Consider the following 13999-nt stretch of genomic DNA (forward strand, 5'->3'; position numbering starts at 1 on the left):
GCCTTACTGCGTTGACTGATGTTGTGCCGCAGAGCTTGAGCTCGATCTGTATCGCTGCCAGCGGGTGCGGGCCGGTTCCCACAAAACGGCGATGAAAGCGCCGAGGGACGTATTGGTGATCATATTCGCTACAGCAGGGACCGCAGCGATCGGGCTGATGTGCTCCATGGCAAGAAGCGCAGCCAGGGCCGTATTGCAAATCCCGAATTCATAGACGACGGACCGTCGATCCGCTTCCGGCATCCGGAAACCGGCGCCAAAGCAGTACCCGAGCACCATGGGAACGGTTATTTGCAGAAATACGCAGAGAAACAGCCAGGGGAGCAGGACCAGATTCTCCTGAAGCATAGTCTGCGCGCCGGAAACGACAGCGAGATCAACAACGATGAGGGCGGCAGCAGAGAGCAGGGGAATGACTTTCTTGACAGGGGCCAGCCGCGACTCCCATTTCCACTGGATCGCCAGGCCCGCCAAAATCGGCAGGAGGACGACGTACACCATTTGCAAAAACAGCGGCAGAAAAGCTACGGGGACAACGCTGCCGACCGTCGCTTTCATGATCAGCGGGGTCAAAACGGGGCCCACCAGCGTATCCACAGCGGACATCATGATGCTCAAAGCGAGCGTTCCTCCTGCCATAAAGGTGTACAGATTGGCTGATGTCCCGCTGGGCACCGCCCCTGCGAGGATTGTCCCCGCCAAGAGATCAGGCTGATCCCGGAAGAACAGAAACGCGAGCCCGATGGAAATGCCCAGCGTGATCGTCCATTTGCCGGCTACGCCAAGCAAGGCGTTCTTTGGCTGCCGAATGACCCGTCTCAAGCTCTCCTGCGACAAGGTAAGTCCCATGTTAAACAAAATAAAAGCGAGCGCAGGGGCGGTCCAATTTTTCAAGAACAGAAAGTGGCCGGGAAAGTGGTAGGCGAGAAGCGCACAACAGACGATCCACAAGGGCAACAATTTGGTGACGGCTGCTTGGAAAAAGCGAAGCATAGGCGATCCTCCCGGCTATGTAACTGTCCACCCGCCGCAGACGTTTATGGATTGGCCTGTTATATAGGCAGCGGCGTCGGATGCCAGGAAAGAAACGGTCTTTGCTACATCATGCGCGGAGCTGATTCGCCCGAGCGGGATGTTACCGATGTAATTTTGCAGGGACCTTTCGCTGCTTTGGCCAAAGAGAGTGCTCATGTCGTCAGCCATTTTCGCCAACAGCTCTGTTTCCATGGCACCGGGACAAACGGCGTTTACGCGAATGCGTCTTGGGGCAAGGACAATCGATGCAGTTTTTGTCACGCTCAAAACCCCCGCTTTTGAAGCCGCATAGGCTGCGGAGAGCGGGCGCGGGCTGTTTGCCGCAACCGAGGCGATATTGACGATGGAGCCGCCGTCATGCAGGAATGGAGCGGCGGCTTGTATCATGAAAAAGACAGCCTTCAGGTTGATATTCATCACCAGGTCCCAGTCGGAGCTTGTGACCTGATCCATCGGCTTGACGATATTGACGCCAGCGTTGTTGACCAAAACGTGGAAGGCCCCGTGCTCCTGAACGATCTGGGAGAGCAGGCCTTGTATCGCATCTGTTTCCGCCAGATCGATTTGTTTCCCATCTGCTGTATGACCTTTGGATCGGAGCGTTTCGACGGCGGCAAGCAGTTTATCCGGATTGCGGTCCAGCAAAACAACGCGGTGACCAGAAGCAGCGAGGTCCTCTGCAATCGCGTAGCCAAGTCCCTGAGCCGCACCGGTAATAACCGCCAGCTTTTTTTCTGAACACATGGGTATCGCCTCCTTCATGATCTTCCTCTCGTCAATACCCACAGTATTGCTTGCAGCCGACGAGCGAGTCTAGAGCCACTTCCACAATTGGCCTTTCGATTGCGGAGGAGAAAAATGGAAAAGCAAGCCGGGCAAGCGCGACAGCTCTCGTTACTGTATAATTTGGAAATGAACGACATATCAGGAAAGGATTAAAGAATGAAGAGAATCAGTTTGTTTATGTTGGCGATCCTGTGGCTTGTCTCGGGCTCCATCGCCTCCGCGGCCGCTCTCCCGGAGCGGAATGGAGTCGTGACCGACCCCGTCGGGTTGTTTTCATCCGATGAAGCCGAGCAGATCAAAGAGAGTACGAAGGACAAAAAGTACGAGCTGCTGCTCCTTACCGCCAGCGGGCTGGATGAGGCGGAAGGGGAGCGCTTGGCCAACGAGGCCTACGACGGCTGGAAGCTCGGAAAAAATCAACTGATGCTGGTCGTGACGGTGAATCCGAATCACGTGCATCTCGTATTCGAAAACAAGGAGCTGGCAAGTCAAGTCGCCCAAAGCGATGCGGGGGATGTAAAGGGGATTCTCGACCTGCAATTCGTACCGCTGGCGCGAGAGGGAAATGTCGCTGCAGGAGTGATTGCGGTCAGCGACTACGTCAATGAGATTTCCGAGTCGGCGTCTGCGGGGAATGCGGGAGTCACTGCGACGACCCCGGCATCGTCTCCGGCAAATGCGACGACGGCACCGTCAGCATCGCCCGCGGCCTCAGGCGCTTCAACGGCACCCTCCGGCAATGCGGCAACATCGAAGCACGTTGCGACTCCGCCGCCATCATCCGCTCCATCCGGTTCGGCTCCTGCACAGGCCAAATCGGCGACATCGGCTCATTCCCAGAACTCCATCGTCTGGGTTCTGCTCTTTCTGTGCGTCGGAGCGGCTCTGTTTTTCACGATCAGACAGCTTGTCTATCGCTCCCGTCTAAAGAAAATGCTGGACCGGGCTGTAAAGAGCCATGCGGAAGCGACGCCTGCCGTCGACCAGATGATCGTCTCCGGGCTGTTCCGCGAGCTGGAGGTCGGCCTCATCGAGGGGGAAACGAAAAAGCAGGTTGCACAGCTTGAACAAGCCGCCCTCCAACTGCATAAAGAATCGCAGCAGCTGCAGGAGCAGTTGGCGGGACAAAAGGTTTCCTTTTTCTCCGGGGCCAAAACGGAACAGGCCATACAGGACCTTCTGGATACAGTGGAGGAGTATTGCACGAAGATTGAACAAAATCAAGCAAGATTGAAAGAGATTGAAAGGCTGTCCGTCGAGGTAAGGCGTCTCGTCGAGGAGGCCAAAGACAGAGAAAAAGAGACGTCGGCAATCATCGAGGCGCTCGCCGGGGAAACGTCCTTCTCCTTGACCGTCATGAGGAAGCAGCTGGAGCAGGCGGAAGCCATTTTGAACAAAGCGGACAGCATGGACGAATTTGATTACTTGCAAGCCGAAGGACCGGCGAAAGAGGTCCACCAGATGTTTGACGGCTTGCTGGCTGCTGTCGATGAGATCAGAGCCCAGATCGAAAAGCACAGGGAGCTTCCTGCCCGAATCAAAGCGAAGGAGGAGGAGCTTCGCCAAGTGGTAGGACGTGAACAACTGCTGCTTGTCGATGCCGACCCCTTTGCCATTTTGAAAGCGGCGGAAGCGGAAGTGCCTCGCCTCGGAGCGCTGATTGAAGCAGGCGACAGCAAGGAAGCAAAAGCATGTGTCGATGGCCTGGAGAATGACTTGCAGCAGGCGAGCGACGTCGTAGCAGAAATGATTCGGCACCGGGACAGGGCAAAGACGACAGTGCGCAGTACGGAACAGCTTCTCGCTGAACTGCGGGAATATGACTCCGCGTACAGTCAGGAGTTCGCGAGACTGCGCGAACGCTTTGCCGAAGTTCATCTCCGTGAGCAGGAAGAGCGTTACGGACAAATCATGGGGGACAAGGAAGAGCTTGAACGGCTTTTGATCGAAATAAAGTCGGCGCTTGACGAGCGCGTGCAAAAATACAGGCTGGCCCACGAACGGAGCGAGCTGTCAGAGCACCTGCTTTCACAGATAAAAAATGTCCGGGAGCAGAGCCTTGGCTATCGCATGGCTTTGGAGGAGCGGGTACAGACGGCAGGCGACCGTTTTCAGCAGTTCCAAAGCCGTTTCTATCAATCAGCGTCTGCTTTTGAGCAGCTTTATGTCAGAATTCCCGAGATTGCCAGGATGATCGCCGAGATAGACAAGGAGATCAACGGGCTGGAGAGCCTGATGAACGGTCAATTGCTCGACGTCTATCAGATCGAGGAGGCGCTGACTTCATTTGAAATGCTTGTCGATCAGCTTGCTCACCGGGTGGAGCTGGTCAAGCAGAAAAAGGAAGAGACGGTGCGCGCTTTCCGGAGGTTCGAGGACGCCTATTCGAGCAGACGCAATCGATACGGCAGAAGAATCCGCCTTTCCCGCTATTCCTCCCAGTACGATCGCTTAAAAGAACAGGTGGAGCTGGCGATCAGGGAGGGGTCCTTTGCCGAGGCCATGCAGGAAATCTCCCGAGGAGAAACGATCCTCAGCGAAATGGATCGGGAGTACCGGCGAGCTTTGGATGAGGAGCGCCGACGAAACAATTCTGGCGGATTTGGAGGCGGCTTCGGAGGAGGTTTTGGCGGCGGCTCGGGAGGAGGACGCTCTTCGGGAAGCTCGAGCTGGGGCGGAGGCGGCCATTCGTCAGGCAGCTCAAGCTGGGGAGGCGGGTCGTCGAACAGCGGGAGATCCTCCGGGTCGTCGCAATGGTAGACAATGTGGTCCGACTACTGCCATACAGCACCGCAGGGAGAAAAAACGGCTGGCTTCCGGCCGTTTTTTCTTTGGCCAACAAAGTTTCGCGAAGCCCATTTTCATAAAGGCAAAAGGGGGCGTCAGGCGCTTGATGCCGACATTGCGCCAGTTCCCGGAAGACCTGTGGTATCCTATGGAGTATGAATCAAAATACATAGGGAAGAGAGGGAGCAGGCATGCATCGTTTTTACAGCCAAACACTGAAGCTGCTGGACACAGAGCTGGAACGGATCAAAAAAGCATTGGACCGATTGCCGGAGGAGCGGGTGTGGAAAAAAGTGCGCGGGAGCACCAACAGCGTCGGCAATCTCTGCTTGCATCTGGCCGGAAACGAATATCAAAACATCGTCAGCGGGATCGGCCAAAAGCCGTTCATCCGGGAAAGATCGGCAGAATTTCTCGCGGAAGGCGGCGTCAGTCCGGACGAGCTTTTGGCGCAGCTGACAGGCGTGCGCCAGCAGACGCGGGCGATACTGGAATCGCTCTCGCCAGAAGATATGGAAAGAGAAGTGACGATTGTCTATCCGCCGGACACGGGAATGGCCTCGTACACCCGTCATTTGCTGGAAATCCTGTACCATACGACTGCCCATTATTCGTATCATACAGGTCAAATTGTCTACATGACCAAGCTTTTACAGGACGGCGATGAGCATTTATTGAGCTGGAAGCATTGATCTATGTCACTTTTTGTGTTACTTTGTCGAAATATAATGGTAATTTTACGACGATCAAAAGATCACGACATGGAGGGGCGTTACGTGAAGAAATCAGCAATGCTAGTTGCAAGCACTCTATTGACTCTATCCCTGGCTCTCGCTGGCTGTGGAAAGCAGGAAGGGGAAAGCGCAGCCGGAGGATCAAACGGGCAGCAGAAGGCGGAAGCGGCTACTGTCCAAATCGGGATGCTCAAGCTGACAAGCTCTGCACCGTTGTTTATCGGGATTGAGAAAGGCTTTTTCAAAGAAGAAAACATTGATGCGCAGGCAAAGTGGTTTGAAGCTGCTCAGCCGATCGCGGTAGCGACAGCTGCGGGAAGCGTGGATGTCGGAGCGACCGGGATTACGGCGAGCCTGTACAATATGGTGTCTGGCGGACAAAAACTGGTAATTGTGGCCGATAAAGGAAGGGAACAGCAGGGCTACTCCTCCTCTGCTTTATTAGTACCTGGCGATTCACCACTTAAAAGCATCGAAGAATTAAAGGGCAAGAAAATCGGCATCACACAGACCGGATCGACCTATCATTACATGGCCGGCAGAATGCTCGAAAAGCACGGCCTCGGGCTTGGCGACGTGGAGCTCGTCCCGCTCAACAGCATCAAAGGATTGATGGAAGCCCTCAAGAGCAAACAAGTGGATGCTGTTCTTTTGAACGAGCCGAATATCTCGACCGTTGTAGACGAGGGCTACGGCAAGGTAATCGCCCAGGTAGGCGACGAGATCGAGTACCAGACTTCGGGCATCTTCTTCTCTCCGAAGCTGGCTGAGAACAAGGATGTGGCCGAACGCTTCCTGAAGGCATACGCAAAAGCGACCCGTTACTACTACGATGCCGTTCTCACAAAGAAAGACGGACAGATCGTCCCTGGCAAGCATTACGATGAAGTCGTCCAAATCATCGCCAAGTACACCGATCAAGAGCCGGACATGATCAAAAAAGGATTGCCTTACATTGACCGCGACGGCAAGCTGCTGGAGTCCGACATCAAGACCCAGGTAGAGTGGTATGCCAAGGAAAAGCTGATCGACAAAGCGATCGATACGAGCGAAATCGTGAATACGCAGCTATTGGAAGATGCTTTGCAAAAGTTAGGGAAGTGATCGCATGAGAATTGTCATCGAAGATGTCGGCAAGACGTTTCTTGATTCAAAAAAACGAGAAGTGACCGCGCTTACGAACATCAATTTTTCCATTGAAGAGCAGGAGTTCGTCGTGCTGGTCGGACCGAGCGGCTGCGGCAAGTCCACGCTGCTCAACATCGTCGGAGGCTTGATGTCGCCCAGCAGCGGGACGGTCTATTTTGAAGGAACCCAGGGGAAAAAGCCCAAACTAGGCATTGTCTTTCAGGAAATTGCCCTGTTTCCGTGGCGGACGGTCTATGAAAATGTCATCTACGGACTGGAAGAGAGCGGCGCCAGCAAACAGGAGCAGCAGGAAAAGGGCAAGCACTACATCGACATGGTCGGCTTGCAGGGCTTTGAAGGGGCGTACCCGAAACAGCTCTCAGGCGGGATGAGGCAGCGGGCCGGGATCGCCAGAGCGCTTGCGGTCGAGCCGGATCTGCTGTTGATGGACGAGCCTTTCTCCGCGCTGGATGCCCAGACGCGCACACTCATGCAGGAGGAGCTGCTGACGATCTGGGACCGGACCAGACTGAGCACGCTGTATGTAACGCACAACATTCAAGAGGCCGTTTACCTGGCTGACCGGGTGATTGTCCTGTCCAGACATCCGGGCCAGATCAAGGAGATTATTCGCATTGACCTTCCGAAAATAGGAAGGGACAAAGAAGAGTACCGCAGCCAGTTCGAGCAATACGCCGATCAAATCTGGCAGCTGATCAAACACGATGCCCAGGAAGCGCTGAAGGAGGGGTGAGCAAGATGAACGAGCAAAGACAAGTCATTACCAACCGCGTCGCCTTTCTGGAGCAAAAAATTCCGGGGTATGCCGCCGCACTGGGGATTGCCGGACTGGTGGTACTGTGGGAAATCGTCTGCCGGATGAACATCGTACCCCCGCTCTTTTTGCCTGCTCCCTCCGCTATTTTGACAGCAGCATGGGACATGCTCGTGAACGGCGAGCTGATCGAGAATCTGCTGGCCAGTATGTACCGGATCGGAGCGGGATACGCCATCGGAGCGATCTGTGGAATCGCGATTGGCCTGATCCTCGGGTTCTCCCGGTGGGCCGATGCCATTTTGACCCCTATCGTTTATTCGATTTATCCGATTCCGAAAATTGCCCTGCTGCCGCTGATCATCCTCTGGTTCGGGATTGGCGAGATGCCCAAGGTCGCAATCATCGCGCTCGGGGTGTTCTTCCCGGTCGTGATCAATACGTATTCGGGCGTGAAAACGGTCGATCCCATTTTGATCAAGGCCGCTGTCACCTTTGGCTCCAACCATCTCAATGTCATCCGAAAAGTGATCCTGCCAGGGGCGCTCCCGATGATCTTTGCCGGTCTGAAGCTGGCGGCCGGAACCTCGCTGCTCCTGTTGGTGTCTGCGGAAATGATCGCGGCCCAGCAGGGGATTGGTTCCATGGTGCTGCACTACGGAAACCTGATGATAACGACCAAGCTGATGGTGGGCGTGCTGTTCCTGTCCCTGCTCGGTCTGATTTTCAACCGCACGCTGCAGTGGCTGGAGCGAAAGCTGATTCCGTGGAAGTAATGTGAGGGATGCGGCTTTGGCGAAGGGGCCGGACTCAAAGCAAAAGCGTAAGTCAGGCTGTCAGGAAAGTGAGTCCCCGCCTCCATGCTGCTTGAGAGGAAAACAAAAGCTGACGTTTGCAAGCTAGTTTGCATACGTCAGCTTTTTCCTTTTCCGCTGCAAATGGGTATAGCAGAAGCTGGACTGGCTGTAGCGGTGTTGTCCAGGTAAGTTGGCTTCGGCGTTATGCTTATAAAGAAAAGTGGCTCCCTTTTATGAAGCGGCCCCATTTATAAAGGGCGGGATACAAACCGCACGGCGCGGCTGATCAAGCCCGGCAGCACCGAAACATGGCCTTCTCCCTCATACTCCTTGTACTCGGTGCGAATCCCGCAGTCTGCCAAGGCGGAAAGACGCTCTGCAAGCTCCTTTGCATTCTCGTTCATGCGGCTCTGGTGGCCCTTCTCCAGCTCTCCTACCGCGATCATGATGCCGATGTCGCCGACTGCCTGCTGCTTTGCAAGGGAAGAGAACTGCTTCTCGGCTTCCAGCAGAAAGGCCTTGTTCCAATGGATGGACGGACTGCCGGCGATATAAGTCTGGAAGGCCTGCGGACGGGTGAACAGGACTTGCAGGACAAAAAGACCGCCAAGAGAGTGCCCGAAGATGGCCTGTCTGCTTTTATCGACAGGGCAGCGGCTTTCAATCCTCGGCTTGAGCTCCTCCTCGATGAATGTCAAAAAGGCTTCGGCGCCGCCATGCTCCGGCCATGCGGTCCCATCGGGCCGAGGAGGCAGCTCGGCAAGGGGGCTTGGCATCGTAAAATCATAAAAGCGGGCGGGCGGAAACGGCGCTTCTTCAGGATAGCCGATCCCGACAATAACCGCCGGAAAAACGCCCGTCTTCTCGGAGCGGCGGGACTGAATGCGTACGGCCTCCGCCATCGTGGCGAACAAGGCGTTGGCGTCGAGCAAATAGATCACCGGATACCCCGAGGGTGGCGGAGCCTCGCTTGGCCTGTAAATGAGAATGCGATACTCCCGGCTGCTGACGCTGGAGCGCATGGCGTACTGTTCGGTTTGGGGAAGAAAGACCCCGCCTCCGCCTTCCCACACGTTCACTTCTTCAAGCTCCTTTTGCTGGCTCTCCACTGTATCTACTTCCTCTCGCAGTATTTTTTTCGGACTCAACGGCTTTTTTTTCTGGAAAGCAAAAAGATGAAATAGGGAACACCGATGATCGCAATGACGATTCCGACCGGCAATTCGGCCGGGGCAAAGAGGAGCTTGCCAATCGTGTCGGAGACCAGCACCAGCGCCGCTCCGACCAGTCCGCAAACAGGAATCATGTACCGGTGGAAATGGCCGACCAGTCGCTTCGCGATGTGGGGAGCCATCAGTCCGATAAAACCGATGCCACCCGACACCGAAACACAGGCGCTCACGATGCCGATGCTGCACAGGATGAGCATTGCCTTTTCTTTTTCCGACGAAACACCGATGCCGATGACGATGTCTTCGTCCAATTTGAACACATCGAGGATGGCCGACTTGCTGACAATGACGGGAATCAGACAGACAAGCCACGGGAGGATGGAGGCGATATATTTCCAGTTGGCGTTGTAAATGCTGCCCGAGTTCCAGACGACGGCCATCTCAAAATCGCTCGCGTTCATCTTCAAGGTCAGAAAAAGGGTGAGCGCACCGAGCCCGGAACCGATCGCAATCCCGGTCAAAAGCAGGCGCTGCGGCTCCAGCCGCCCGTCTTTCCAGGCAAAAAGGTAGATCAGGAGGGCCGCCAGAAGACCGCCAGCCAATCCGAACAGCGGCATGGTCAAAATCGCCGTCCACCCGGTTCCCTTTACCTGTCCCTGATAAAAAAACAGAAAGATCACCATGGCCGCGCTTGCCCCCGCATTGATTCCCAAAATGCCGGGATCTGCCAGGCCGTTTCGCGTAATTCCCTGAATGACCGCTCCGGCAATGCCAAGCCCGATTCCGACCAGCACGGCGATGACGATGCGCGGCAGACGAAACTCAAGGATGACCAAATCATGTTCCGGCTGCGGGTCGATACGCAAAAGCGTCCGAACAATATCCAGCACAGTCATATCGAAAGAGCCGTTCGTCAAGCTGATATAAGCAGCGGCCAGAATCACGCCGATCCCGGCGGCCAATACGGCAGCGTAACGGCCTTTGGAAGCATTATGCACGCTTTTCGCCCCCTCTTGTCCGGATCAGATAGAGAAAGAAAGGGACGCCAAGCAAGGAAGTGACCACGCCAATCGGCATCTCGTACGGATAGTTGACAAACCGGCTGAGCACATCGCATAGCGCCAGAAAGATGCCGCCAAGCACTCCGGAGCACGGGATGATCCATCTGTAGTCGGCGCCGGCCAAAAAGCGGGCGATATGGGGAACGATGAGTCCCACAAAGCCGATTTTTCCTGCCAGCGCTACGGATATGCCGGTCAGGATGACCACGCTTCCGGTAGCCATAAACTTGATAGCGGTCGTTTTTTGCCCGAGGTTGACGGCGATCTCCTCTCCGAGAGACAGGACCGAGATGGACTTGGAGAGCCAGATCGCTGCCAGTATGCCGACCACCGCAAACGGGACTGCCAGCTTGACCAGCGTCGGGTCCAACTGGTGAAGCCGGGCGTTGTACCAGAAGCTGATGCTTTGCGACACCTGAAAGTAGGTCGCCACAGCGGTAGCCACGCTGCTCAAAAACGTGCCGATAATCGTCCCCAGAATCGCCATGCGCACCGGGGAGAGCCCCCCCGGCAGCAGGGTGGACAGTGTGTAAACAAGAAAGATGCTGAGGGCCGATCCTATAAAGGAAAAGAGAATCATCTCCATCGAGGACGAGTTGGGCATAAACACCATGCAGATCGTGATGGCAAAAGCCGAACCGTCGGTCACCCCCATAATGGAAGGCGACGCCAGATAATTTCGTGTAATCCCCTGCATGATCGCCCCTGAAATAGCCAGGAAGGCCCCGATCAACAGGGCCCCGATCGCTCTCGGAAATCTGGAGTGCATGATAATCTGGTGATTGACATTGCCCGGATCAAAATGGAACAGCGCATCGCGAATCGTATCCACATCAATCTCCTTGGCCCCATAAAGGACTGACAGCAGGATCGCAAGGACGATGAGAACCGGCGAGCTCCCCAGGATCAGGGCAGATGCAAGCTTGTTTGAACGCATCGTATTCTGCTCACTTTGTCTGCTGGATGCCACTGTCTTTTACCGCCTTGAGGAAGGCCACTTTGCTGTAGGCTGTGCCGCCCTGGGCAACCGGGTCTACGATATTCACGAAGAGATTGCCGTTTTTAACGGCGTTGATGCTCTTCCAGATCGGGTTGTTTTGCAACTCCTCGAAAACCCGGGGGGTGTCTTTGTTTTCGCTCTCGGCAAATTGGACGAACAGATAATCCGGATTCATCTCGGACAGCTTTTCAAGGGAAATGAGATGCTGCGCCTTCGCCTGCTTGACCTCCGCAGGAGCTTCCGCACCGAGGTCGGCGTAAAGGGACGGGTTGAAGAATACGGATTCCGGATAAATAAACGTGCTGCCTGCCCGGACGCGAATGGCCAAAACCTTTTTGTCTTTAAAGATCGGCCCGATTTTTTCCTTGAGCTCCTGCACTTGTTCCTTGTAGGTTTGCAGCACCTGCTTGGCCTTGTCTTGCTTTCCGGCAAGCTCTGCCAAGAGGTTCAGATTGGCTTCCCAGTCTGTCGATATATGGGAGACCGGAATGGTAGTAGCGACTTTGTTCAATTTCTCGATGGTTTCTGCCGGGAATTTGGTGCTGGCCAGAATCACATCCGGCTTCAGCTTCAAGATCGCCTCGATATCCGGCTGTGTTTTCTCCCCGATCCCTACGGTTCCTTCGGTAATCTCGGCGAACATCGGAGCGAACTTGCCTCCGGTCGTCATCGCCCCAACCGGCTTCACGCCAAGCACGAGAGCATCCTCCATTGACTCGACCGATCCGGTGATCACAATCCGGTCGGCGACAGCCGGAACCGTGTAGTCTTTCCCGAGATATTGGATTGTCCTTGATTCGGCGGTAGCGTTTGCCGGATTGGCAGCAGGCTTGCCGCCAGCTTCCTGGGCCACGGCAGGGCTTGTCGATGAACCGTTTGCCGTTGTCGCCGCCTTGTCGGCTCCGCATGCCGCAAGCGCCGCTGCCATCAGGGAAACGAACAGTACCGCACAATATTTTTTGAGCATCGTTGCTTTTCTCCTCTCCAGGAAATGCGTTTGATAATCATTCTCAACAATGAGTATAAACCAGCTCCCGCGAACGGAACATGGACTATATCCGGAAATCATTTGGACGATCTCCATGCAGCCGCATCAAAAGGTCGTCCACCATTCGGTCGCAGGCATAGGCGGAGTATTCTCGCCACGGGTCGGAGGAGATGAGATGCACCCGGTTCTTGCGGACGGCCTTCAAATCCCGCCAAACTGCGGACGATTGCAAATGGTGCCATTCCCCAAGCGATTCCGGCTCCTGGCAAACGTTGACCAAAATATGATCGGGGTCCAGATCGGCCAATTGCTCCACGGAAATGGCTTGCCGGTGTTCGTCAGGACGCGGGCCGGGAATGACGTTCAGCATCAAATCGCGGCGGAGGACATCCATCATCCCGCGAGCCGGAGATACGTAGAAGCTTTTTTTGTAGATACTCATGGCGAGCACTTTGTCATCCTTCAGTTCCCGATGTAGCCGCTCCCTGGCGGACTTTGTCTTTTGGTCGTAGCTGCGCAGCCAGCAGTCGGCTTCATGCTCCGCCCCCAACAACTGGGCCGTCAGCTTCAGTTGATCCCGCCAGTGCATCTCCGCTCCGGGTATGTAGAGGATCTGCGCGATTTGCTCCAGCTCTTCCCGCTCCCTGGTGTGCAGGCTGTCCTTGTCGCAAACGATGATATCCGGCTTGGCATGGGCGAGCATTTCCACATTGGATTCCCAGTCCCGGTTGAACCGATAGGCGCTCAGGTGCAGCGGAATATCCGCCCGATACCGCCGATGGTAGTAATGCGTCCATTTCGGGTGGAGGGGTGCGGCGTAGGGCGTGATCTGCAGCGCGAGCAAATGTCCGAGAATGGACGGAGTATAGGCAACGATTTTCCGGCGGCGGTTTTTTATGTAAATGCTGGGGGAAACTCCTACCACTTTCTTGAACTTTCGGCTAAAGTAGAACTCGTCGCTATAGCCTACCTGGTGGGCAAGATCGCGAAGGCGAATATCGGATTGCAGCATGAGCCGTTTGGCGTTGTTGATCCTCACCTCTGTCAGGTAGTCGATGCAGCTTTTTCCGTACGTCTTTTTAAACAGGTCGACAAAGTACTTCGGACTGATGTCGGCCATGCGGGCCAACTGTTCAATCGTCAGATTCTGCTGGTAGTGAGCTTCGATATACGTCTTGATGCTGTCCAGCGTTGTTCGCGGGTCCCGCTCGGGGAGAAGCCGGATCTTTTTCAGCAGCACATACATCAGCTCCAAAAACGCCGATTGCCCGCGAAAATGTTCCAACGGTTGGTCGCTGCGAAAACAAGCGGTAACCAGATCGCACAGCAGCAAAGCCTTGGGCTCGGGGTAAACCGGCACCTCGCCCGCCAAGGGGAAGACACTAGCGGTCTTTGTGTCTTCCAAAACCGCGAATCTGACCGCATATAGCTCGACTTCCTTTTCAGACTCGGCAAACACCCCGATGGTTTGACCGGGATAAGCGAAATGAATCGCATCCGGACGCAATCGGTAATCGTGAAAATCGATCATCAAACGCCCCTCTCCGGCTTTGGAGACGAAGAGAATATGGGACTCGATGAGCTGTTGTTCCATCTTGCCGACGCGAATCAGTTCGGCGCTCTGCAGCTTCAGCCACAGGTCGTTTAAAATGTTTTGGACAGATTGTGTATGGTCAGGGGTATATTCCAAGCTGGAAACCTCCAAATTTCAATAATGATAATCATTATCACTACCT

Annotated in this window: 12 protein-coding genes; 5 read left to right on the forward strand and 7 right to left on the reverse strand. The window is 55.0% G+C overall.

All coding sequences use genetic code 11. The features are described 5' to 3' along the window. Nucleotides 1-3: 3 nt before the first annotated feature. Together EDM54_RS07525 and EDM54_RS07530 are read right to left on the reverse strand one after the other, a co-directional pair. Nucleotides 4-993, reverse strand: coding sequence for a bile acid:sodium symporter family protein (locus tag EDM54_RS07525; RefSeq protein ID WP_024983026.1), 990 nt, complete (start codon nt 991-993; stop codon nt 4-6). A gap of 15 nt (nt 994-1008) precedes the next feature. Continuing rightward, on the reverse strand, nt 1009-1779 hold the full coding sequence (locus EDM54_RS07530; RefSeq protein WP_170208374.1) for an SDR family NAD(P)-dependent oxidoreductase: 771 nt from the start codon (nt 1777-1779) through the stop codon (nt 1009-1011). 198 nt (nt 1780-1977) lie between these two features. Here EDM54_RS07530 and EDM54_RS07535 point away from each other — a divergent pair, with 198 nt between their 5' ends. The 5 genes from EDM54_RS07535 to EDM54_RS07555 all read left to right on the forward strand — a co-directional run bounded on the left by EDM54_RS07535 (nt 1978) and on the right by EDM54_RS07555 (nt 8021). Further along, a complete protein-coding gene (locus EDM54_RS07535) occupies nt 1978-4581 on the forward strand; it encodes a TPM domain-containing protein (protein ID WP_122958012.1) in 2604 nt (867 codons plus the stop codon). 218 nt (nt 4582-4799) lie between these two features. Then, nucleotides 4800-5300 (forward strand): DinB family protein, encoded by a 501-nt coding sequence (locus EDM54_RS07540; RefSeq protein ID WP_031932493.1) that lies wholly within the window; start codon nt 4800-4802, stop codon nt 5298-5300. Between the two features lie 84 nt (nt 5301-5384). After that, the gene (locus tag EDM54_RS07545) at nt 5385-6446 is read left to right on the forward strand and encodes an ABC transporter substrate-binding protein (protein WP_031932494.1); all 1062 of its coding nucleotides are present in this window, start codon (nt 5385-5387) and stop codon (nt 6444-6446) included. Nucleotides 6447-6450: 4 nt separating this feature from the next. Next, nucleotides 6451-7224, forward strand: a complete 774-nt coding sequence (locus EDM54_RS07550) for an ABC transporter ATP-binding protein (RefSeq protein ID WP_024983022.1) — start codon at nt 6451-6453, stop codon at nt 7222-7224. A gap of 5 nt (nt 7225-7229) precedes the next feature. Next, nucleotides 7230-8021, forward strand: a complete 792-nt coding sequence (locus tag EDM54_RS07555) for an ABC transporter permease (RefSeq protein ID WP_003388684.1) — start codon at nt 7230-7232, stop codon at nt 8019-8021. Between the two features lie 269 nt (nt 8022-8290). On the opposite strand, the gene EDM54_RS07560 is transcribed toward EDM54_RS07555, so the two are convergent. From EDM54_RS07560 to EDM54_RS07580, 5 genes are all read right to left on the reverse strand, one after another. Beyond that, nucleotides 8291-9151 carry an alpha/beta hydrolase gene (locus EDM54_RS07560; protein ID WP_003388683.1) on the reverse strand — a complete coding sequence of 287 codons (861 nt, stop codon included), beginning with the start codon at nt 9149-9151 and terminating at the stop codon, nt 8291-8293. Nucleotides 9152-9186: 35 nt separating this feature from the next. Beyond that, nucleotides 9187-10212 (reverse strand): FecCD family ABC transporter permease, encoded by a 1026-nt coding sequence (locus EDM54_RS07565; protein ID WP_003388682.1) that lies wholly within the window; start codon nt 10210-10212, stop codon nt 9187-9189. Beyond that, the gene (locus EDM54_RS07570; protein ID WP_003388681.1) at nt 10205-11212 is read right to left on the reverse strand and encodes a FecCD family ABC transporter permease; all 1008 of its coding nucleotides are present in this window, start codon (nt 11210-11212) and stop codon (nt 10205-10207) included. Before EDM54_RS07570 ends, EDM54_RS07565 begins: the two co-directional genes overlap by 8 nt. A 10-nt stretch (nt 11213-11222) precedes the next feature. Next, nucleotides 11223-12242 carry an ABC transporter substrate-binding protein gene (locus EDM54_RS07575; protein WP_003388680.1) on the reverse strand — a complete coding sequence of 340 codons (1020 nt, stop codon included), beginning with the start codon at nt 12240-12242 and terminating at the stop codon, nt 11223-11225. 85 nt (nt 12243-12327) lie between these two features. After that, the gene (locus tag EDM54_RS07580) at nt 12328-13953 is read right to left on the reverse strand and encodes an AraC family transcriptional regulator (RefSeq protein WP_122958013.1); all 1626 of its coding nucleotides are present in this window, start codon (nt 13951-13953) and stop codon (nt 12328-12330) included. Nucleotides 13954-13999: the final 46 nt, after the last annotated feature.

This window comes from Brevibacillus borstelensis (genome assembly GCF_003710865.1).
GTDB lineage: Bacteria > Bacillota > Bacilli > Brevibacillales > Brevibacillaceae > Brevibacillus > Brevibacillus borstelensis.

Bases quoted from the DNA above. Each gene is read 5' to 3' on its own strand.
- EDM54_RS07570 (WP_003388681.1), bottom strand. From the start codon at position 11,212: ATGCGTTCAAACAAGCTTGCATCTGCCCTGATCCTGGGGAGCTCGCCG.
- EDM54_RS07555 (WP_003388684.1), top strand. From the start codon at position 7,230: ATGAACGAGCAAAGACAAGTCATTACCAACCGCGTCGCCTTTCTGGAG.
- EDM54_RS07535 (WP_122958012.1), top strand. From the start codon at position 1,978: ATGAAGAGAATCAGTTTGTTTATGTTGGCGATCCTGTGGCTTGTCTCG.
- EDM54_RS07525 (WP_024983026.1), bottom strand. From the start codon at position 993: ATGCTTCGCTTTTTCCAAGCAGCCGTCACCAAATTGTTGCCCTTGTGG.
- EDM54_RS07575 (WP_003388680.1), bottom strand. From the start codon at position 12,242: ATGCTCAAAAAATATTGTGCGGTACTGTTCGTTTCCCTGATGGCAGCG.
- EDM54_RS07530 (WP_170208374.1), bottom strand. From the start codon at position 1,779: ATGTGTTCAGAAAAAAAGCTGGCGGTTATTACCGGTGCGGCTCAGGGA.
- EDM54_RS07550 (WP_024983022.1), top strand. From the start codon at position 6,451: ATGAGAATTGTCATCGAAGATGTCGGCAAGACGTTTCTTGATTCAAAA.
- EDM54_RS07540 (WP_031932493.1), top strand. From the start codon at position 4,800: ATGCATCGTTTTTACAGCCAAACACTGAAGCTGCTGGACACAGAGCTG.